The organism is Mesorhizobium sp. B2-3-5, from assembly GCF_006442395.1.
In the GTDB taxonomy this organism is placed as follows: Bacteria; Pseudomonadota; Alphaproteobacteria; order Rhizobiales; family Rhizobiaceae; genus Mesorhizobium.
Map to the genome: position 1 here is coordinate 263,511 of NZ_VFVX01000005.1, position 20,872 is coordinate 284,382.

General features: G+C 63.6%; 21 protein-coding genes. 19 read left to right on the forward strand and 2 right to left on the reverse strand.

Annotated features, from left to right (window positions below; genetic code table 11):
- Position 1: 1 nt before the first annotated feature.
- The 13 genes from FJ958_RS09195 (at position 2) to FJ958_RS09260 (ending at position 12,388) form a co-directional block, all read left to right on the forward strand.
- Complete coding sequence (locus tag FJ958_RS09195) at positions 2 to 1,042, forward strand: ADP-ribosylglycohydrolase family protein (RefSeq protein WP_140741713.1); 1,041 nt, start codon at positions 2 to 4, stop codon at positions 1,040 to 1,042.
- Positions 1,039 to 2,022 carry a PfkB family carbohydrate kinase gene (locus FJ958_RS09200; RefSeq protein ID WP_140741715.1) on the forward strand — a complete coding sequence of 328 codons (984 nt, stop codon included), beginning with the start codon at positions 1,039 to 1,041 and terminating at the stop codon, positions 2,020 to 2,022. Before FJ958_RS09195 ends, FJ958_RS09200 begins: the two co-directional genes overlap by 4 nt.
- 39 nt (positions 2,023 to 2,061) lie before the next feature.
- Positions 2,062 to 3,126 (forward strand): ABC transporter substrate-binding protein, encoded by a 1,065-nt coding sequence (locus FJ958_RS09205; RefSeq protein ID WP_140741717.1) that lies wholly within the window; start codon positions 2,062 to 2,064, stop codon positions 3,124 to 3,126.
- A gap of 67 nt (positions 3,127 to 3,193) precedes the next feature.
- Positions 3,194 to 4,063, forward strand: coding sequence for an ABC transporter permease (locus FJ958_RS09210; RefSeq protein WP_140741719.1), 870 nt, complete (start codon positions 3,194 to 3,196; stop codon positions 4,061 to 4,063).
- Complete coding sequence (locus FJ958_RS09215) at positions 4,063 to 4,851, forward strand: ABC transporter permease (RefSeq protein WP_140741809.1); 789 nt, start codon at positions 4,063 to 4,065, stop codon at positions 4,849 to 4,851. The genes FJ958_RS09210 and FJ958_RS09215 overlap by 1 nt, the downstream gene beginning before the upstream one ends.
- Positions 4,851 to 5,918, forward strand: a complete 1,068-nt coding sequence (locus FJ958_RS09220) for an ABC transporter ATP-binding protein (protein ID WP_140741721.1) — start codon at positions 4,851 to 4,853, stop codon at positions 5,916 to 5,918. The genes FJ958_RS09215 and FJ958_RS09220 overlap by 1 nt, the downstream gene beginning before the upstream one ends.
- A 234-nt stretch (positions 5,919 to 6,152) precedes the next feature.
- Positions 6,153 to 7,403 (forward strand): aconitase X, encoded by a 1,251-nt coding sequence (locus FJ958_RS09230; RefSeq protein ID WP_140741723.1) that lies wholly within the window; start codon positions 6,153 to 6,155, stop codon positions 7,401 to 7,403.
- Positions 7,400 to 7,873 (forward strand): DUF126 domain-containing protein, encoded by a 474-nt coding sequence (locus FJ958_RS09235; protein WP_140741725.1) that lies wholly within the window; start codon positions 7,400 to 7,402, stop codon positions 7,871 to 7,873. Before FJ958_RS09230 ends, FJ958_RS09235 begins: the two co-directional genes overlap by 4 nt.
- A 167-nt stretch (positions 7,874 to 8,040) precedes the next feature.
- Positions 8,041 to 9,129 (forward strand): Gfo/Idh/MocA family oxidoreductase, encoded by a 1,089-nt coding sequence (locus FJ958_RS09240; protein ID WP_140741727.1) that lies wholly within the window; start codon positions 8,041 to 8,043, stop codon positions 9,127 to 9,129.
- A gap of 57 nt (positions 9,130 to 9,186) precedes the next feature.
- Positions 9,187 to 10,101, forward strand: a complete 915-nt coding sequence (locus FJ958_RS09245) for a sugar phosphate isomerase/epimerase (protein WP_140741729.1) — start codon at positions 9,187 to 9,189, stop codon at positions 10,099 to 10,101.
- Between the two features lie 18 nt (positions 10,102 to 10,119).
- Complete coding sequence (locus tag FJ958_RS09250) at positions 10,120 to 11,199, forward strand: fatty acid desaturase family protein (RefSeq protein WP_140741730.1); 1,080 nt, start codon at positions 10,120 to 10,122, stop codon at positions 11,197 to 11,199.
- A 28-nt stretch (positions 11,200 to 11,227) separates the two neighbouring features.
- Positions 11,228 to 11,542, forward strand: coding sequence for a MocE family 2Fe-2S type ferredoxin (locus FJ958_RS09255; protein WP_140741732.1), 315 nt, complete (start codon positions 11,228 to 11,230; stop codon positions 11,540 to 11,542).
- A gap of 45 nt (positions 11,543 to 11,587) precedes the next feature.
- A complete protein-coding gene (locus FJ958_RS09260) occupies positions 11,588 to 12,388 on the forward strand; it encodes a 3-methyl-2-oxobutanoate hydroxymethyltransferase (RefSeq protein ID WP_140741734.1) in 801 nt (266 codons plus the stop codon).
- Here FJ958_RS09260 and hutH read toward each other — a convergent pair.
- On the reverse strand, positions 12,353 to 13,870 hold the full coding sequence (gene hutH, locus FJ958_RS09265) for a histidine ammonia-lyase (protein WP_140741736.1): 1,518 nt from the start codon (positions 13,868 to 13,870) through the stop codon (positions 12,353 to 12,355). The genes FJ958_RS09260 and hutH overlap by 36 nt on opposite strands.
- On the reverse strand, positions 13,867 to 14,868 hold the full coding sequence (locus tag FJ958_RS09270) for an ornithine cyclodeaminase family protein (protein WP_140741738.1): 1,002 nt from the start codon (positions 14,866 to 14,868) through the stop codon (positions 13,867 to 13,869). The genes hutH and FJ958_RS09270 overlap by 4 nt, the downstream gene beginning before the upstream one ends.
- Before the next feature lie 117 nt (positions 14,869 to 14,985).
- Between FJ958_RS09270 and FJ958_RS09275 the strand changes: the two genes are divergently transcribed.
- The 6 genes from FJ958_RS09275 to FJ958_RS09300 all read left to right on the forward strand — a co-directional run bounded on the left by FJ958_RS09275 (position 14,986) and on the right by FJ958_RS09300 (position 20,852).
- Positions 14,986 to 16,383 carry an MFS transporter gene (locus FJ958_RS09275; RefSeq protein ID WP_140741740.1) on the forward strand — a complete coding sequence of 466 codons (1,398 nt, stop codon included), beginning with the start codon at positions 14,986 to 14,988 and terminating at the stop codon, positions 16,381 to 16,383.
- A 57-nt stretch (positions 16,384 to 16,440) separates the two neighbouring features.
- Positions 16,441 to 16,971, forward strand: a complete 531-nt coding sequence (locus tag FJ958_RS09280; RefSeq protein WP_140741742.1) for a GNAT family N-acetyltransferase — start codon at positions 16,441 to 16,443, stop codon at positions 16,969 to 16,971.
- A 141-nt stretch (positions 16,972 to 17,112) separates the two neighbouring features.
- Positions 17,113 to 17,949: a metallophosphoesterase gene (locus FJ958_RS09285; protein WP_140741744.1), complete on the forward strand. Its 837-nt coding sequence runs from the start codon at positions 17,113 to 17,115 to the stop codon at positions 17,947 to 17,949.
- Positions 17,946 to 19,103, forward strand: coding sequence for an ABC transporter ATP-binding protein (locus FJ958_RS09290; RefSeq protein ID WP_140741746.1), 1,158 nt, complete (start codon positions 17,946 to 17,948; stop codon positions 19,101 to 19,103). The genes FJ958_RS09285 and FJ958_RS09290 overlap by 4 nt, the downstream gene beginning before the upstream one ends.
- On the forward strand, positions 19,096 to 20,019 hold the full coding sequence (locus FJ958_RS09295) for a sugar ABC transporter permease (protein ID WP_140741748.1): 924 nt from the start codon (positions 19,096 to 19,098) through the stop codon (positions 20,017 to 20,019). Before FJ958_RS09290 ends, FJ958_RS09295 begins: the two co-directional genes overlap by 8 nt.
- Entirely contained in the window at positions 20,016 to 20,852 is an 837-nt protein-coding gene (locus tag FJ958_RS09300; RefSeq protein WP_140741750.1) for a carbohydrate ABC transporter permease, read from the forward strand. The genes FJ958_RS09295 and FJ958_RS09300 overlap by 4 nt, the downstream gene beginning before the upstream one ends.
- Positions 20,853 to 20,872: the final 20 nt, after the last annotated feature.

The following is a 20,872-nucleotide window of genomic DNA, read 5'->3' on the forward strand; positions in this document are numbered from 1 at the left end:
AATGTCGGACAAACGCACGGATATGATCGACCGCGCCATGGGCGCTCTCATCGGTGGAGCGCTGGGAGATGCGCTCGGCATGCCGACACAGCTTCTGTCGCCGGCGCGGATCGCCGAGCTCTACGGTCATGTCGAGGATTTCGTCGCGCCCGTTGCCGACCATCCGGTATCGAAGGGGCTGGCGGCCGGCACCATCACCGACGATACCGAACAGGCGCTGCTGCTTGGCCGCATCCTCATCGAATCGGGCGACCGCTTCGACCACACGCGCTGGGTCAATGCGCTGCTCGACTGGGAGCGTGACGTCAAGGCGCGCGGCAGCTACGATCTGCTCGGGCCGTCGACCAAGCGCGCCATTGATGCCATCAACAATGGTGTGCCAGCCGAGGACGCGGGGCGTGGCGGCGACACCAATGGTGCGGCCATGCGCATCGCGCCGGTCGGCATCATGATGCCGGTCGAAGCGCTGGAGACTTTGGTCGCCAAGGTGGCCGAGACCTGCCGGGCGACACACAACACCTCGATCGCCATTGCCTCTGCCGCTGCCGTCGCGGCCGCTGTCAGCCGCGGCGTTTCCGGCGGTGACTGGCGCGCCGCCTCCGACAGTGCCGTCGCGGCGGCGAGGCGAGGGACGACGCTCGGCTATTGGGTGACCGGCGGCGATATCGCCGCGCGTATCGTCTGGGCGCAGGATCTGGTGCGGGGCAAAGCGACGACGGACGCGATACGGATGATCACCGACCTGGTCGGCACCGGCGTCGCCAGCCAGGAGTCCGTTCCGGCCGCCTTCGCGGTGCTGGAAGTCGCGGGCGGCGATCCTTGGCAAGCGGCGGTCATCAGCGCCAATCTCGGCGGCGACACCGACACGATCGGCGCCATCGCCGCCGGCATGGCCGGCGCCTGCACCGGGCTTTCGAAGTTGCCGCGACAGCACATCGCGCGCCTCCTCGGCATCGACATCGAGCAAGTTCGCGAACTCGCCAGCGACCTCGTCGCGGCGCGATTGGCGAAAGCCGGCTCCGGCAAGGATGCGGCGGCATGAGTGGGCGGCTCGTCCATATCGGCAGCGCGGTGGTCGACTACGTCTACCGCATTGACGCCTTGCCGGCGCCGGGCACGGAGAAGACGGCGTCAACCTATGCCCAAGTCGCTGGCGGCGGCTTCAACATGATGGTCGCGGCCAGCCGGACCGGCATGACAGTGGTGTTTGGCGGCCAGCTCGGCAGCGGGTCGAATGGCGATTTCCTGCGCGCCGCCTTTGCCGCCGAGGGCATAGAGACGCTGACGCCGCCATCGCCTGCCATGGACAGCGGCAATTGCGTCGCGATGATCTCAAGCGATGCCGAACGCACCTTCGTGTCCTGGCCTGGTGCGGAGAGCATTCTTAGCCTCGGCATGATGGCGCCCGTGGTTGTCTTACCGGGCGACTGGGTGTTCGCCTCGGGCTACACGCTCAGCTATACCGGGAGCCGCGAGGCGCTCACCGACTGGATCGAGGCGCTGCCGGAAGACGTTCCCTTCGTCTTCGATCCGGCGCCCGTCGTTGCGGACATCGCTCGTCCCATCCTGAAGCGTGTTCTGGCTCGTACCACCTGGCTAAGCTGCAACACGACTGAAGCCCGAGAGATTGCCGGGCCCGGCGACATCGAGTCGCTTGCGGCACAACTGCTTGCGGAGCATTGCCCGAAAGCCGATGGCGTCATCATCCGCAGCGCCGCCAAGGGCTGCCATATGCGGTTGGCGGATGGTTCCGCCGAGACCATTCCCGGGTTCAAGGTGGCGGCGGTGGACACCAATGGCGCCGGCGACACTCATATCGGCGCCTTCGTCAGCGCGCTGGCGCGCGGCGTGCCGCCCTTCGAGGCGGCGCGCTACGCCAATGCGGCGGCCGCCATTTCGGTTACCCGCCATGGTGGCTCGTCAGCGCCGACCGACGCGGAGATCCAGATTTTCCTGAGCCAGGTCGACGGTCCTTCGACCGGCACACCTGGCCAGACAAAGAAGGCCCATCAGACAGCCTGACAAGCCCCGGAAGCGGGCAAACACAGAGAGGAACGAACCATGCGCATGCCTGACTTGACTGCACTCTTGACGGCAACCGCCGTCTTCACCTCCGCACTTGCTTTCGCTGCCCAGGCCGCCGAAGAAGTGCATGTCCTCAATTGGAAAGGCTACGGCGCCGATGAACCCTGGGCGGTCGCCAATTTCGAGAAGGCGACCGGCTTCAAGGTGGTCAACGACTTCTTCAATTCCGAACAGGAGATGCTGACGAAGATCAGGACCAATCCGGGCCTCTACGACGTCGTCATGATCAATGCCGCCTTCAACGACCAGGCAATGGCCGAAAAGCTGATCCAGCCGATCGATGTCTCCAAGCTGCCGAACTATGCCGACATCAGCAAGGACAAGGCCGGGTCGCCGATGCTCGATCATGACGGCAAGGTCTACGGCGTGCCGTGGGTCTGGGGCCTGACGGCGCTCGCCATCAACGAAAAATCCTTCGACAAGCCGCCGACGTCGATCGCCGAGATGTGGAATCCGGCGCATAAGGGCCGCGTCATCATCCGCGACGACGCTGTCGAGGCGGTGCAGTTCGGCGCCATCGCCACCGGCCAGAATATCAACGACATCAAGGATATGGATGCGGTCAAGACCAAACTGACCTCGCTGATGCCGCAGATCAAGACCTTCTGGAGTTCGGAGAACGACTGGAACCAGATGGTCGCCTCCAACCAGATCGACATCGGCACTTACTGGAGCGGCTCGGCCGACCGCGCCAAGACCCACTTCAAGCTGCCGGTCTCACTGGTCATCCCGCAGGAAGGCGCCGTCGCCTGGCTCGACGCCTTCTCCATTCCGGTCGGCTCCAAGAATGTCGCCGGCGCCGAGGCTTTCATCAACTATATGATCGACCCGAAATTCTATGTCGAATGGGTCACCAAGGTCGGTGCTCCGGTCTCGGCCAACACCAAGGCGGTGGAAGCGCTGCCGGGGGATGCCTTCAACCGCAAGGTGATGGGCGACCCTGCGGTGGCCAAGCGCATCCAGTTCCAGGCGCCGATCACCGACGCCCAGCGCGAAGCCTATCTGGCGCTTTGGCAGCAGCTCAAGGTCGATGTGAAGTAAAGTTCATGTCTGGACCAGCCGGCGGCTCGCGCCGGCTGGTTCCTCAATCCTGGGGAGGAGGGTTCTCATGGCAGCGCAGGGTGCGATCGCATCGCGCAACGGGCTGAGAAAGGCGTTGCCGTGGCTGGCGCCTGCCTATCTCTGGCTGACCGTGGCGATCTTCCTGCCGCTCTCGGCGATGGTCTTCTTCTCGTTCATGACCGACCTGCCGCTGTCGGGAAAGCCATGGGCATTCACGCTTGGCAACTATGCCGCCTTCTTCTCGCAGAGCCTCTATCTGACATTGCTGCTGGCCTCGCTGCGCCTCGGTCTCGAGGTGACGCTGTGGTGCATCATCATCGGCTGTCCGGCGGCCTACGTGCTGGCCAAGGTACTGAAGGGCAGAAGCCGCGAGGCGATTTTCCTGCTCGTCATCCTGCCGTTCTGGTCGAACGGGCTGGTGCGTATCTTCTCCTGGGCGATGGTTTTGCGCGAGGGCGGCATCCTCGACACTGCGCTCAATGCCGTGCTGCCGTTCAAGATCAACATCGACCTCATGTATTCCTATCCGGCGGTCATCATCGGGCTGGTGCACTCCTATGTGCCCTATATGGTGCTGACCTGTTACCTGACCCTCCAGGCAATCGACGACTCGCTGATCGAGGCCGGGCGTTCGCTCGGCGCCTCGCGGCTTCAGGTGCTGAAGCGGGTGATCATCCCGCTGTCTATGCCCGGTCTTGTGGCGGGCGCCGCGCTGATCTTCGTGCCGGTCGTCGGCTCCTTCATGGAGCCGCGCATCCTCGGCGGACGCACCGGCACTTTTTACGGCACCGTTATCGAGGACCAGTTCGTCGCCGTGTTCAACTGGCCGCTGGGGGCTGCTCTCTCCTTCATCCTGCTGGCCGTCGTGCTGGTCATCCTGGCGGTTGCCTCGCCGGTGCTGAAGAGGGCCACGTGATGATGACCACCCGCATCCTGGAATGGCTCGGCCGGCTCTACATCTTCATGCTGCTCGCCTTCCTCTATCTGCCCATCATCATCATGGCGCTGATGTCGTTCAATGTCTCGCCCTTCTACCAACTGCCGTTTGAGTGGACGACGGACTGGTATGCCTCGCTCTGGCAGAACGACCAGCTGATCTCGGCCACCTGGAACAGTCTCGAGATCGCCGTCATCGCCACCATCATCTGCGTGGTTCTCGGCACGGCGGCGTCGCTGGCACTCTTTCGCTATGAATTTCGCGGCAAGAAATTGCTGCAGGCGCTGCTGTTCCCGCCGATCGCCATTCCATGGCTGATCACCGGCACGGCGATGCTGATCTTCTTCTTCGGCGTCGGCATCGGGCGCGGCCTGTTCGCCATCCTGCTCGGCCATGTCGCGCTGGCGCTGCCCTATGTCATCGTCGTCGTCTCGGCGCGGCTGCAGACCTTCGCGCCGGAATTGGAAGAGGCGGCGCGTTCGCTGGGCGCCAACCAGTGGCAGGTGACCAATCGCGTCACGCTGCCCTGGATCATGCCGGGCGTCATCGCCGGCGGGCTGTTCGCCTTTGCGGTTTCGTTCGACCAGTTCGTCGTCTCCTACTTCCTGTCGACGCCGGGACAGACGACGCTGCCGGTCGAAATCTATGCCGCGATCCGCAAGGGTTTCACGCCCGAGATCAATGCGGTCTCGACCATCATCATTGTCGTGTCGATGGCGCTGATGCTGCTCACGGCGCGCTTCTTCAAATTCGGCGGAGAGAAATAATGGCCGGCGTGCAGGTATCGAACGTCTCGCGCAGCTTCGGCGCGCACAAGGCGCTGGACGATGTGTCCATCGATTTCGCCGATGGCGGCTTCTATGCGCTGCTTGGCCCATCGGGCAGCGGCAAGACCACGCTGTTGCGCCAGATCGCCGGTTTCGACTTTCCCGACTCGGGCCGTATTTCCATCGGCGGCGAGAGCGTCGAGCGGGTACCGGTCGAGAAGCGGCGCATCGGCATGGTGTTCCAGAACTATGCGCTGTTTCCCAATATGAGCGTTGCCGACAATGTCGCCTTCGGCCTGTCGGTGCGCGGCGCGGCGAAGGCTGTGATCGCCACGGAAGTGCAGCGCGCACTGGACCTCGTGCAGCTCGGCAAGCTTGGCGCCCGGCGCCCGCACCAGCTCTCCGGCGGCCAGCGCCAGCGCGTGGCGCTGGCGCGCGCGATCGTCACCAAGCCGCGCGTGCTTTTGCTCGACGAGCCGCTCGGCGCGCTCGACAAGGCGCTGCGCGTCGACATGCAGATCGAGTTGAAGCGCATCCAGCGTGAGATCGGCATCACCACCATCTTCGTCACCCACGACCAGGAAGAAGCGCTGACGATGAGCGACCGCATAGGCATTCTGCGCGACGGCCGGCTGGTGCAGGAAGGGCCGCCGGAGGAGATCTACGACCGGCCAAAGAGCGAATTCGCCGCCACTTTCCTCGGCGACGCCAACATCTTTCGCGGCGACGCGACCGGCAACGGCATCCGCCTGCCGGACGGGACGGCGATCGCCGCTGGCGTGGGAGACAGGATTGCCGCCGGTGCCAAGGCGAGTTGTGCCGTGCGGCCCGAACGCATGCGCATCGCGGCCGATGCCGGGGTTCTGGACGCCGCCAACGCCAACGAATTGCGAGGGCAGGTCTCCAAGCGCATCTTTGCCGGCAATAACAGCACCTATTTCGTCGAGCGTGCCGGCCAGACACTGAAGGTCATCGTGCAGAACACCGGCATGGACCGGCTGGCGGAAGGGCAGGACGTGGTGCTGCGCTGGTCGCCGGAGAGCACGGTGCTGATCGCGGCGGGATAGTTGGCGCTGTAAATAGCTGCAACTATTGGCGTTCCTTCGCGCCCCCCTCTGTCCTGCCGGAGATCTCCCCCACGAAGGGGGAGATCGGCTGTTATCGCCGGTTTCGCGGAAATTCCACGTTGCAAAAAGTGCAATAAGGCCGAAGCTGCCCATCTCCCCTTGTGGGGGAGATGGCCGCTAGGGCAGAGGAGGGCGCTGTCCCGCCATGCTGTCGAGTCAGCTGCTGGAGTACCGATGACTTTGGAATTGACTGTCGGAGATCAATCCATGTTCGACGGCGAGCAAGGTCCTTCGGCCGCTGCCGCGATGAAAATCCTCGTCGCCTTCTCCAACGCGGTTGGAGCCGAGAGCCTGCTCGATATCACCGGCGCCCACATCGATGGCTGCCTTTATCACGGCAAGGCGGGGCTCGATTTCGTCGAACGGCTGGTCGAGGGCGGCGGCCGCGTGCTGGTACCGACGACGCTCAATGTCGGCTCGTTCGACCTTATCCATCCAGGCATGGTGAAGATGGCGGCAGCGGAGGAAGTGCCAGCGCGGCGGCTGATGAAGGCGCATCTGGAGCTTGGCTGTCAGGCGACCTTCACCTGCGCGCCCTATCAGACGCGCTTTCGGCCTGGATTCGGCCAGCAGATCGCCTGGGGTGAATCCAACGCCATCGTCTTCGCCAATTCGGTGATCGGCGCGCGCACCAACCGCTATGGCGACTTCATCGATCTGTGCTGCGCCATGACCGGACGCGCGCCGGCCTGGGGCCTGCATCTGAGCGAAAACCGGCGCGGCCGCATCCTGTTCGAACTGGCGGTTGCCGATCCGGAACCGAGCGACAGCCTGTTCGTCGGCGTCGGGCTGATCATCGGGCAAGCGAGCGGCGACCGCATTCCGGTGATCGCGGGCCTGCCGCGGCCGCGCGACGAGGACCAGTTGAAGGCGCTGGGTGCCGCGGCGGCAACGACAGGTGCTGTGGCGCTGTTTCATGCGGTCGGCATCACGCCGGAAGCGGGAACGCTTGATGACGCATTCCAGGGCATGGCGCCCGAGGAGACTATCCGCATCAGCCGTGCCGACATCGATCATGCTTTGGCCAGGCTGTCTGGAGTGGCCGACGGTGCGCCGCTCTCCGCCGTGTCGCTGGGCACGCCGCACTTCTCCCACGAAGAATGGACGCGTCTGTTGCCCATGCTGCGCGAGGTCGCGCCGGGCAGGGGCATTCCGATCTATGTCAACACCGGGCGCGCGACGCTGACGCGGCTGCAGGAGGAGGGCGCGCTTGATGGCACGGAGGCGTTCGGCCTGATCCCCGTCGCCGACACCTGCACCTATGTCACTGCGATTCTTGAACGGCTCGACGGCGTGGTGATGACCAATTCGGGCAAGTGGGCGCATTACGCGCCGGGCAATATCGGCGTGACTGTCGCTTTCGCCGAGATGAGGGACTGCATCCGTTCCGCCGCTGTCGGGCATGTCGTGCGGAGTGTGTTATGACGTTGCCGGTGGAAACGGAAGTTGTCGAGCGATCCGGTACATTTCAGCTGGCCGGCACCGCGGAAGGGCAGGCCTTGGTGTTTTCGCAGCCGCTCAGCTTCTGGGGCGGCGTCGATGCGGAGACGGGCGATATCATCGACCATTCCCATCCCGGTCTCAGCCAGAATGTCGCCGGCAAGATCCTGGTCATGCCAAGCGGGCGGGGCTCATCCTCCTCATCCTCGGTACTGGCGGAGGCGATCCGCAGGGGCACGGCGCCGGCCGGAATTCTCATTGAGCGGCAGGACCCGATCCTGGCCGTCGGCGCCATCGTGGCGGAGTTCCTTTACGGGATCAGCATGCCGCTGGTGGTGTGTGATGTTGCCGGCATTGTTTCTGGTGAGCGGATTTTCATCGGTGTTGATGAGGATGGCAAGGCGATCGTCCGCTTTGTCGATGCCGCGGTTGCCGAGGGAGCAGCGGTCCAATAAGGGCAAACATCGCCTCGCGATTTTCGACGCCGCGCCCAACTGAGCCGGCCTTTTTGCTTTTAACCTTCACGGCTTTCACCTCCATTGTCCTGATGGGAAATGATGGTGCAGGCCTTGGCCGATGCCGGGGCCATAGCGTTATATCCAGTCCTCGACGGGAGGACTGGATGGCGAGCATGGGATTCGAGCCGGACGTCAAGGTGCGCGTCAGGGAATACCGGATCGGCTGCGTCGGCGCCGGCATGATCATGGCCGAGTGCCACCTGGCCGCTTATGCGCAAGCCGAATTTCCAGTGGTGGCGATCGCCTCGCGGACGAAGGCCAGCGCCGAGAAGGTGGCCACACGCTGGGGTATCCCGACCGTGCACGACACGCCGGAGCAGCTGATCGAAGACAATAATGTCGAGATCGTCGACCTTGCCTTTCCTCCCGACCAGCAGCCGGCGTTGATCCGTCATGCGCTGAAGCAGAAGCACATCAAGGCGATCCTGGCGCAGAAGCCGTTGGCGCTTTCGGTCGAGGAAGCTGTCAAACTTCGCGATGAGGCGGCAACTTCAGGCAAGATCCTCTCGGTCAACCAGAACATGCGTTACGACCAGTCGATGCGCGTGCTGAAGCAGATCCTCGACAGTGGCGCGCTCGGCGACATCGTCTTCGCGCAGATCGACATGCACGCGATCCCGCACTGGCAGGCCTTCCTCGCCGATTACGACCGGCTTACACTTGCCAATATGAGCGTGCATCATCTCGACGTGCTGCGCTTCCTGTTCGGTGATCCCTTGGAGATCACGACGCTGACGCGCAAGGATCCGCGCACGACGTTCGAGCACTCCGACGGCATCACGGTGTCGACCTTGCGGTTCCCTTCCGGGGTGCTGGCCGTGTCGCTGGAGGATGTGTGGTCCGGGCCACGTCAGCAGGGCTATCGAGACGATCAGCTCATCCACTGGCGTGTCGACGGCACCAAGGGCGTCGCCAAGGGCACGATCGGCTGGCCGACTGGCGTGGCTTCGACGTTGACCTACGCCTCGACCGAAACGACCGGCGGTGAATGGGTCAGCCCAAGCTGGGATACGATGTGGTTCCCGCACGCCTTCATCGGCGTGATGGAGCAGCTTCAATATGCCGTGAAGACCGACACGCCACCGGCACTGTCGGTCGCCGACAACGTCAAGACCATGGCTCTGGTCGAGGCCGGTTATCGCTCGATGGCGGAAGGTCGCACTGTCAGGCTCTCCGAAATCTCGGCCGACTGAACATCCGGCCACGGATTGGTGTGGCCACTGAATCGCTTACCGGGAGGACTTCACCCCATGATGCAGGCAGGTATCTTTACAGGCTATTTCCCTTACGAGCTGGATGAGGCCGCCAGGCGCATCCGCGCGCTCGGTTTCAACACAGTACAACTCGACCTGCATTTCAGGGATATCGACCTGTCGGCCGGGCAGATCACTGGGGACAAGGCGAAAAAGGTCCGCGATACATTCCGTGATCACGATCTGCCGGTCTGCTGCATTTCAGGCTACACCAACATCATCCATCCCGACAAAGCCGAGCGCGAAAGGCGCGTCGGCTATATCAAGGAGATCATCCGCAACGCGCGCGATTTCGGCTCGCCCTATGTGATCTCCGAAACCGGCACCTACAACACCGAATCCGACTGGGTGCATCATCCCAGGAACAAGACCGAAGAGGGTTTCGAGGAATGCCGCAAGGTGATCTCCGACCTTGCCCGGACGGCTTATGACCACGGCGCGGTGTTCCTGCTCGAAACCTATGTCAACAATGTCGTCGGCTCGGTCGAAGAGACGGTGAAAATGTTCGCGCAGGTCGATCACCCCGGGCTCGGCCTGTTGATGGACCCGACCAATTATTTCGAGGCGCACAACATCGATCGCATGGACCAGGTGCTGAACCAGGTGTTCGACACGCTGGCGGACAAGATCAGGATCGCGCACGCCAAGGACGTCAAGCGCTCGGGCGGCGACAAGTCGGAGAAGCATGCCGACATTGGCGACGAGAACGCCCATGAAGGGCTGACATTCCGTGGTGTCGGCGAGATCGAGTTGCCCGCACCTGGTCTAGGCTCGCTCAACTACGACCTCTATCTCAAGCGGCTCAGCGAAAAGCACCCGAACATCCCGGTCATCATCGAGCATCTGACCGAGGATGACGTGCCGCGCGCCAAGACGTTTCTGGACGGGAAATTCCGCGCCAACGGCCTTTGAGGCCAGCGGGAGAAGACGATGGCGAAGCGCGATTACAGCCTTGTCGGCGAAAGCACCAGGGTGGCGATCGAGACCGGGCTTGCCTCTGCCGAGTGGTACCACACCGACGTCCCGCGCAAGGCGATAAAGGAATTGATGCAGCGTTCCGACGGACCGGCGATCCGCGATACGGCGATCTGGCTCGCGGCGATCCTGGGCTCCGCCGCCGGGATCGTCTGGTTCTGGGGCTCGTGGTGGGTGGTGCCGTTCCTGTTCGTCTACGGCGTGCTCTACGGCTCGTCGAGCGACTCGCGCTGGCACGAATGCGGCCACGGCACGGCCTTTCGCACGCGCTGGATGAACGACGTCGTCTACCATATCGCCTCCTTCATGCTGATGCGCAATCCCGTGCAATGGCGCTGGAGCCATGCCCGCCACCATACCGACACCATTATCGTCGGCCGCGACGCCGAGATCGCCGTCATGCGTCCGCCGGACCTGCTGAAGGCGGCGCTGGCCTTCACCGGCATTCTCGACTTCCGCTATTCGCTGCCGACGCTGGCGCGTCAGGCCTTTGGCCGACTGTCCGATGAAGAGAAGAGCTACATCCCTGAGATGGAATGGGCAAAAGCTGTGGGGGCCGCCCGCTGGCATATCGCCATCTATGTCGCGACGATCGCTCTTGCGATCGCGCTGCGATCATGGGTGCCGCTGGTGCTGATCGGCCTGCCGCGCCTTCACGGCACCTGGCACATGGTGCTGACCGGCCTGCTGCAGCATATCGGCCTTGCCGACAATGTCGTCGATCACCGACTCAACACCCGCACCGTCTACATGAACCCGATCAGCCGGTTCATCTACTGGAACATGAACTACCATGTCGAACACCACATGTTCCCGATGGTGCCGTACCACGCGCTGCCCAGGCTGCACGAGCTGATCAAGCACGATTTGCCGGAGCCGAACCCGTCTATGTGGCACGCCTATCGCGAGGTCTGGCCGGTGCTGCTCAGGCAGTTGAAATACGAGGACTATTACCTCAAGCGCGAATTGCCACCGACGGCCAGGCCCTATCGCGGCGAGTTCCACGAGGTCGATATGTCGGCGGCGGCCGAGTAGCGATCACCAATGTCCTGAGGAGACCGAGATGGCCGATTGGGTTGAAGCGTGCGCTGTGGACGACGTCGAGGAAGAGGATGTCATTCGCTTCGATCATGTTGGCCGTACCTTTGCGGTCTACCGTTCGCCGGATGACGAGTTCTTCGCCACCGACGGCTACTGCACGCATGAGAAGGCGCATCTGGCCGACGGGCTGGTGATGGACGACATCATCGAATGCCCCAAACACAATGGTCGCTTCAACTACAAGACCGGCCACGCCAGGGGCGCGCCGGTCTGCGTCAATCTCAAGACCTATCCGGTAAAGATCGAGGCCGGTAAGGTGATGATCGAGATCGACTGATCGGCCGACATGGCCTCCCGCCCACACAACGAAGGAACAAGTTCGATGAGCCGAAAGAGACCGACCGTCGCCGATCTGCGCGCGATGAAGGGTAAGCGCCAACTGACCATGCTGCGCGTGCTGACCCTGGACGAGGCCGAGGCCGCCGAACGGGCAGGGGTCGACATCGTCTCGGTGCCGCCCGAACTGGTGCTCAACCGGCAATACCGCGATGCGGCACCCAGCCTGTTCACCATGCCGGGCGAGAATTTCTTCGAGATCGGCACGGCGGATGATTTCGTCCGCTGGGCCTTCCGCCTCTACAAGGCCAGCGCCGACGCGGTCTATTGCAGCGCCGGCTATGCCACCATCAAGCGCATGGCGGATGATGCTATTCCCGTCATCGGCCATGTTGGCCTCATCCCGTCGCGCGCGACCTGGACAGGCGGCTTCAAGGCTGTCGGCAAGACCGCCGATACCGCTATGCAGGTCTTTGAAGCAGTGAAGCAACTTGAGGCGGCGGGCGCCGTCGGCGCCGAGATCGAGGTTGTGCCGGCCGAGGTGGCCAAGGCGATCTCTGAGCGGACATCACTCATCATGCTGTCGATGGGAGCGGGCACGGGCTGCGACGCGCAATATCTGTTCGCCGACGATATTCTTGGCCAGAACCGTGGTCACATGCCCCGCCATTCCAAGGTCTATCGCAACTTCGCCGCCGAGTATGACCGGCTGCAAGCGGAGCGGGTGGCGGCGTTCTCCGAATATGTCGCCGACGTCAACAGCGGTGCCTATCCCGAGGACAGGCATATCGTGCATATGGATCCGGCCGAGCTACGCCTGTTCCTGGACAAGGTCGGCCTGACGTAAGCTCGGCTGCCAGGAGCCGCCGGCGAGCGCGGCATGGAGCGCTTCGGCGTCTATGCCGAGCGGCCTGTCCTCCTTCAGCGCCGGAACCAGCCTGCGGATCGCGGTGTGGACGGCCGATGTGTGTCGTGCCAGCGTCAACCCTTCACGTAGGTCGATGGCCTGAGCGGCGGCCATCAGTTCGAAGGCGATCAGCCGCCGCCACAGCGCGATCATCCCGGCGCATTTCGCAACGGTCAGGGGTGACTGGGTCGCATGATCCTCGACCCCTTCGGAGACAGGCAGGAAATCGAGCATGACCGGATTGGCCTTGTGGCGGATGGCGGCCAGGATCGATGTCGCCGTCTTTTGCAGCGGCACGAAACCGGCCGACGCGCCGCCCACCGGCGACAGATATTTGGGCAGGCCGTTGCGGCCCGAACCGGTGAGCTGGATGAAGCGGGCCACACTCGCCGCGGCGCATTGCGCGATCGCCAGGCTGAGTGTCTCGAAGGCGAGCGAGAGTGCGGCGGTGTGGAAATTGCCCGCAGACATCACCACGCCGTCATCACCCAGCACCAGCGGGTTGTCGGCAGCGGCGTTGAGCTCGATCTCGACGGCCCGCTTTGCCTGACCTATCGCCTCGATCAGTGCGCCATGGATCGACGGCATGCAGCGGATCGATAGCGGGTCCTGCAAGGTGGTGGGCGCGGGCGCCACGTCACGGGCGAGAAGGTCATGCAGCGCCTTTGCGGCTTCCTGCTGACCAGCCGCCGGGCGTGCCATGTGCAAGCGCGGATCAAGGATGGTGCGGTTGGCGCCGATACCTTCCATGGTCAGCGCACCGGCCTGCTGCTGCTGGACAAGGGCTGACAGCGTATCCGTCACCACGAGCGCGCCGCTGCCGGCGGAGACCGCCGAGGCGTTGATCAGCGACAGCCCATCCTTGGGGGCCAGGCTGACAGGGACGAGGCGGGCCATCATCAGCGCCTTTGCCGCCGGCATGCGCCGGCCCTGATAGTCGGCCTCGCCTTCGCCGATCAGCAGGCGGGCGAGCGCGGTCATCAGCACTAGGTCGCCGGCGCCGATGGAACCGAGCGATGGCATCACCGGATGAACGCCGGCGTTGAGGACGTCGACCAAAGCCACGAACACGGCAGGCGAAAGGCCGGAGCCGCCGGCTGAAAGCATCGCTGCGCGCGCGACCATGGTGGCGCGGACAGTCTCGATCGGCAGCCTTTCGCCGACCGCTCCGCTGCGCCCTTCCAGCAATTGGCGCTGGAAAACGCTGGCATCGCCTTCGACCGTCGTGCCGAGATTGGCGCCAAGTCCGGTGTTCAGGCCATAGATCTGCTGGCCAGAGGCGGCGGCATGATCGAGCACTTTTCGCGCCTTCTCCAGCCTGCCGATGACATCCGACCCGATTTCCACCCTGCGCCCTGCACGGGCGACGGTGGCGACATCGGCAATGCCGACACCGGCCCCGGTGAGGACCAGCGCGCTCATGCGAAGCGCAGCCTTTGGCCGATGCCTTTTTCTCCCGCCTTGGTCAGCATCGCCTTGCCGAGCGCAATGTCGGAGAGCGACAGGCCACGATGCCAGAACAGGATGGTCTCGTCGTCTCTCTCCCGTCCCGGCTTCAGGCCGGCGGCGATCTGGCCAAGCTCGGCATGCAGCGTCTTTTCGTTCAGCCGCCCGGTCTCGACATGGGCGCGCAGCGAGCCGAACTTGCCGCTCTTGCACTGGCCCCAGTCGTCGACGACCATCTTATGCATGATGTCGGTCAGCGACAGTTCCACCGCGCTCATCGTACCGTAGGGTATCACGAGCGCGCCGGGCTTTATCCATTCGGTCTTGAGCAGTGGCTGCGGTTCCGGCAGCCGCGAGGCCTCGACGACGATGTCGGCTCCCTTGACGCAGCTTTCCCAATCGGCCACCGCCGTAACCGTCTTGCCGAGATCGGCCGACAGTTTGGCGGCAAAGCCGTCGCGGCTTTCCGGGCGGCGCGAATGGACGCGGATCTCGTCGAAGTCGAAGAGATGGTCGAGCAGCCGCACGTTCCAATAGGCCGTGCCGCGCGCGCCGATATGGGCCAGCACCTTGGAATTCCTGCGCGCCAGATGCTTCGCGCCGATGGCGGTGACAGCTCCGGTGCGCATGTCGGTGATGACGGTGGCGTCGAGGATGGCGCGCGGCGTGCCGGTGCGCGGGTCGAACAGATTGAGGATGCCGAATTCGGACGGCAGTCCATGCAGATAGTTGTCGACATAATCGCCGACGATCTTCACGCCCGCCGCATCGAGCGGCGCCACATAGCCGCGCAGTACGTTGAAATGACCATGGAAGGACGGGTCGGGTTCGAGATGGACGCGCGGCTCGATCACAGTCTGGCCCTTGCCTTGCGCGACGAGCCCGGCCTCGACCGCGCCGATGATTTCCGCATCGGTCATGGCAAGGGCGTCGATGTCGAGGGCATTGAGATAGTCGATATAGATGGGCTTCATGCGCGCACTGTTCCTCGGGAGCCCCCACTCCCTCCATAACAGGCAAACAGGCCGCACGAAAGTTTGTTGGATAATCTATGGACTGAGCCAGCCGGATGCTGTTCAAACCAGGTCGTCATGACTGCTCTTTCCCAAGACGAAGCCCCTTCCGAACCGACGACGACAGCAGCAACAAACGCGCGGCGCGTGGCGCTGATCGTCGCCATCGCCTTTTTCATGCAGCTGCTGGATTCGACGATCATCTCGACGTCGCTGCCGCAGATGGGCGCCTCCTTCGGCGTCCCGGCGGTGGCGATGAGCATCGGCATCACCGTCTATATGCTGACCATGGCGGTGTTCGTGCCGCTGTCGGGCTGGCTCGCCGACCGGTTCGGCGCGCGCAATATTTTCCTCGTCGCGATCGCGCTGTTCACGCTCGCCTCGCTCGCCTGCGGCTTCTCGCAGAATCTGACAGAATTCGTCGCCGCGCGCGCCGTGCAGGGCCTTGGCAGCGCGCTGATGACGCCGGTCGGGCGCATCCTCGTCCTGCGCAATGCGTCGAAGTCCGAGCTGCTCAACGCCACCGCTCTGATCACCTGGCCGGCGCTGTTCGCGCCCGTCGTTGGGCCGGTGCTCGGCTGCTTCATCACGACTTATTTGTCCTGGCACTGGAATTTCTTCATCAATATCCCGCTTGGGCTGGTCGGGCTGGCGCTTGTCGCCCGCTTCATCCCCGGCGACCGGGAGGCCGATCCCAAGCCGCTCGACTGGCCGGGATTTTTCCTGACCTCGCTCGGGCTCGCCTGCCTGCTCTACGGCCTCGAGCGCATCGCGCATCCCGAGGATGGCATGCTGCCAACGGTGCTGCTGATCGCGGCGGGGATCGTCGTCGGCTGGCTGGCGGTGCGGCATCTCTGGCGCGCCCCGCACCCATTGCTCAACGCCACGCCGTTCCTGCTGCCGCTTTTGTTCCAGGTCGGCTTCGGCCTCTCGCCCGTCGATGCCGGCATGATGATCCTGGCCTATTTTCTCGGCAATCTCGGCATGAAGACGGTGACGACGCCGACGCTGCGGCGTTTCGGTTTTCGCTCGGTGATGGTCGTCAACGGCATCATCGCCTCGGCCTCGATCATGGCCTGCGCGGCGATCTCGCCGCAGACGCCGCAGGCCCTGGTTGTCGTGTTGATGCTGATCGCCGGCCTGTCGCGTTCGATGCAGTTCACCGCGCTCAACACGCTGGCCTTCGCCGATATCGCCGCGGCGCAACGCAGCTCGGCGGCGACGCTGTCCTCGATGCTGCAGCAGGTGGCGACGCTGTTCGGCGTCGCGGTGGCGGCGGCGATCCTCAACCTGTCCCAGATCGCCAGGGGTGGGCCAGCACTCGGCCTCGTCGATTTTCGAATCGCCTTCCTCGCGATCGGCGCCATCGGGCTGGTGGCGGCGCTGCGTTTCCTCGTGCTGCCGCAGGGGGCGGGTGCCGAGGTTTCCGGCCACGCGGCGAGCAAATTGAAATCGAATTTCCAGCCGACGCGGTGAATTCCGCACCGATCCGCAATTCGAAGTGAAGTAAGCGAGCTTTCTGGGCAGACCTTCATGGACAAAAATACAACATTTCCAATTTCGCTCTGCGGATACGAGATCGAAGGGCTGATTGGAATTGACGCGTCGAGACTGGTGCCGCTGTACCAGGCCTGCTCGGACTACGTCATACTGGAAACAGGTCAATCGCCCACTGCGGCCAATGCAAAAGAGGAGTTTGAGAACTTTCCGCCAAACCGGACGGAAGCAGACAAGTTTATATTTGGGCTGAAAGCAATCGATGGCGCACTCGTCGGATTACTGCCCTGCGACCGCGACTATCCGCGCACGAGATGCTGGTGGATCGCATTGCTCATGATCGACAAAGGGCTTCGCGGTGGAGGGTTGGGGCGGGTTCTCTGCCGCGATCTTTTCAGGTGGCTGAAATCCCAGCAGGTCGAACGGGTGGAACTCGGCGTTTTCTTCGAGAATGAAGAAGCTCTTCGCTTCTGGCATGGGCAAGGCTTCGAACTGATGCGGACGGCAGGGCCAGTCACTGTCGGTGCCAAACGGCATATGGTCCAGGTTCTGGGCCGGCCGCTGTAAACAGGCTATGCGTTCAGCAGGCATGGCGGGAACATTTGTCCCCATGTTGTTAAGGAAGTGACATGTAACGGCACTATGGAAGCCCCACGCGAAGTTGGTCGCCTGGGGTTCTCCGGCGTCGGCTCTCGCAGTGGAGCCGTCATGAAAATCGTTCAGATCACCGACACCCATTTCAGCCCAACCAAGCCGCACTTCAACGGCAATTGGCAGCCGCTGGCCGCCTGGATCGAGCAGAGCGGCGCCGACCTTGTCATCCACACCGGTGACCTCAGTGTCGACGGCGCCGACAGGGACGACGACATCGCCTTCTGCATGGATATGATGCAGGAAATCTCGAAGCCGATGCTGCTGGTGCCCGGCAATCACGATGTCGGCCATCTGCCCGGTTCGCTGCAGCCGGTCAATGCCGGGCGGCTCGAGCGCTGGCGCCGGCTGGTCGGCCCCGACTACTGGATTGAGGACGCCGGAAGCTGGCGGCTCGTCGGGCTCGACAGCCTGCTGATGGGTTTCGACGACGCCGAGGAAGAGGCGCAGTTCGAATGGCTGCGGACCGTGCTGGAAAGCCGCGGCGACCGGCGCGTCGCGCTCTTCGCCCACAAGCCGCTCTTTATCGACGAACCGGGTGAGGGCGATACCGGCTATTGGAGCATCCGCCCGGCACACCGCCAACGCCTCTACGATCTGATCGCCGCTCACGATGTCGCGCTGTTTGCAAGCGGTCACCTGCACCGGGCGTGGCAAGGCAAATACGATAACACGTCGCTGGTGTGGGGCCCGTCGGCGGCCTTCGTCGTCGGCGACATGGAGCGCGATATGCCGGGCGAGCGGCTGCTTGGTGCAGTCGTGCATGATTTCGGCGACACGATCTCCAGCGAGATCGTCACTATTCCAGGCATGACCATTCACGTCCTCGACGATGTGGTCGAGGAGGTCTATCCGCACGAGGCGCACAAGGTTCGCAAGAAGGTCGTATCATGAGCGCGCTCTCGCTTCGCGGCCTGAAGAAGTCGTTTGGCGGCAACGCCATCCTGAACGGTATCAGCCTCGATGTGGAACCCGGCGAGTTCATTGCTCTTGTTGGTCCTTCGGGCTGCGGCAAGAGCACCTTGCTGCGGATTCTGGCAGGGCTCGACCATGCCGACAGCGGCGAAATCGTCGTCGGCGGCAAGGACATGTCGCCGGTCGCCGCGGCCGACCGCAACATCGCCATGGTGTTCCAGTCCTACGCGCTCTATCCGCATCTCACCGCCGGCCAGAACATCGCGGTTCCCTTGGCCATGAAGCGGCTGAGCGGGGCGCAGCGCTTGCCGGTGATCGGCTCATTGCTGCCCGGCCAGAAGGATATTCGCGCCGGTATTTCACGCGACGTCCGCGAGATGGCGACTGTCTTGAAGATCGATCATCTGCTCGACCGCAAGCCGGGGCAGATGTCGGGTGGCCAGCGGCAGCGCGTAGCGCTGGCTCGCGCCATGGTGCGGCAGCCCAGCATCTTCCTGATGGACGAACCGCTTTCCAACCTCGATGCGAATCTGCGCGTCCATGCGCGCGGCGAGATCGTCGAATTGCACCGCCGCGCCGGCGTGCCGACGCTCTATGTGACGCACGACCAGGCCGAGGCACTTTCGATGGCCGACCGTGTGGCGGTGATGATCGGCGGCAATCTGCTGCAGCTGGCCGCGCCCGATGTGATCTATAACGATCCCGCCCATATCGAGGTCGCGCGTTTCGTCGGCCAGCCGAGGATCAACATCGTCCAGGCGCAGGCTGAAAGCGGCCGCGTCGGCTTCGAGGGCATCCGGCTGGCCCTGCTGGAGAAAGTGGCGACCGGCCCGGTCAGCCTCGGCATCCGGCCTGAGTTCGTGAAGCTGTCACCAAACGGGCGGAGCGGCATTGCCGGGCGTATCGAGCGTCTCGAATTCCTCGGGTCGGAAGTCATTGCCCATTGCCGGCTCGACGCCTCTGGCGAGACCGTCATCGCCAAGCTCGTGCCGCACGAGGCGAGGGAACTGATCGCGGGAATGCTGGTGGGCGTCCTTGTGTCCATCGAGCAGGCCATGGTCTTTGGGCCGGAGGGAAGGCGCCTGCGCATCGCCGGCACGACGGGCGCGCGGCAGGAGCCGGCCTATGTCTAGCGTTGCGGTGGCGGGCAAGGTCCCGAGTGCCGCCGCTCTTCGGCGGCGCAGCGAAGACCGGACCGCCTGGCTTCTGGCATTGCCGGCCATCGTGCTGTTGCTGTTGTTCGTGCTCTTGCCCGTGGCCGCCGTGATCTTCCTCGGCTTCACAGATTTCGAACTCGGCTATGGCAAGTTTCGCCTGGTCGGCTTCGAGAATTACGCGCATCTGCTGGGCGACCGCACCTTCCGCAGATCGTTGTGGAACACATCGGTCTATACGGCGATCGTCGCGCCGGTCTCGATCGTCCTCGGCCTGGGCGTCGCCCTGCTGATCGAAGGCGAGGGGCGCGCGCGCGGCTTCTTCCGCACCGTCTATTTCCTGCCCGTCGCGTCGCTGATCGTCGCCATGGCGACTGTCTGGCAATACATCTTCCACCCGACGATCGGGCCGCTCAACGCGCTGCTTTCACTGGCCGGCATTCCCGGCCCGAATTGGCTTGGCGCGTCGAATACCGTCCTCTACAGCCTGTCGATCATCGGAATCTGGCAGTCGGTCGGCTTCAACATGGTGCTGTTCCTGGCCGGCCTGACGGCGATCCCGCGCGAGCTCTACGCGGCTGCTCACGTCGACGGCGCGAAATCGGCGCTCGACCGCTTCTTCCTGGTCACCTGGCCGATGCTCGGACCGACGACGCTGTTCGTCGTCACCATCAGCATCACCAATGCGGTGAAGGTTTTCGAAACTGTGAAGATGCTGACCGATGGCGGCCCCAACAAGGCCTCCGAAGTGCTGCTCTTCACCATCTACCAGGAGGGTTTCGTCTATCTGCGCGTCGGCTACGCCTCGGCGATGACCGTCGTCTTCCTGGCGATTCTGGTCGTGCTGATGCTTCTGCAGTACCGCGTGCTCGACCGGCGGGTGCACTACACATGAGAAGCACCGCCATCCCCGCAGGCCGCATCATCCGCTTCGCGCTGCTTTCGCTTGGCGCGCTGATGATCCTTGCGCCCTACATCTTCATGATCTCGACGGCGGGCAAGACGCAGAGCGACATCTTCACGTCGTCGCTGTCGCTCATCCCTCAGCATTTCTATTTCGCCGAGAATTTCGCCAAGGCGCTGAACAAGGTGCCGATGGCAACGCTTTTGTGGAATGGCGTGGTGGTGTGCGGCCTGATCTTCTTCTTCCAGGTCGCGGTCGCGATCCCTTGCGCCTACGCCATGGCCAAGCTGAAGTTCCGGGCCGCACGGCTGATGATGGTGCTGGTCATGCTCGGCCTGCTGGTGCCGATCCATGCGACGGCGCTGCCGCTTTATGTCGGCTTCGACAGGCTGTCCCTGCTCAACAGCTACACCGCGCTGGTGGCGCCGTTCACCATATCGGTGTTCGCGATCTTCATGTTCCTGCAGTTCTTCCGCGCCATGCCCGACGACCTGCTGCACGCGGCACGGCTCGACGGAATGTCCGAGCTCGGCATCGTCGCGCGCGTCATCGTGCCCAATGCATGGCCGGCCGTCACCGCATTCGCGATCTTTTCCGTCGTTGCGCACTGGAACGATCTCTACTGGCCGCTGATCGTCGTCAGCAAGCAGGCCTACGCCACGCCGCCGCTCGGCCTGATGTATTTCCGGGCCGCCGAGGCCGGCGACGACTATGGCGCGCTGATGGCCGCCACGCTGATCATCACCCTTCCTCTCGTCGCCGCCTTCCTGCTCGCGCAGAAGCGGTTCGTCGAGGGGATCACCATGACCGGTCTCAAAGGCTGACCGGACCAACAACAAGGAGC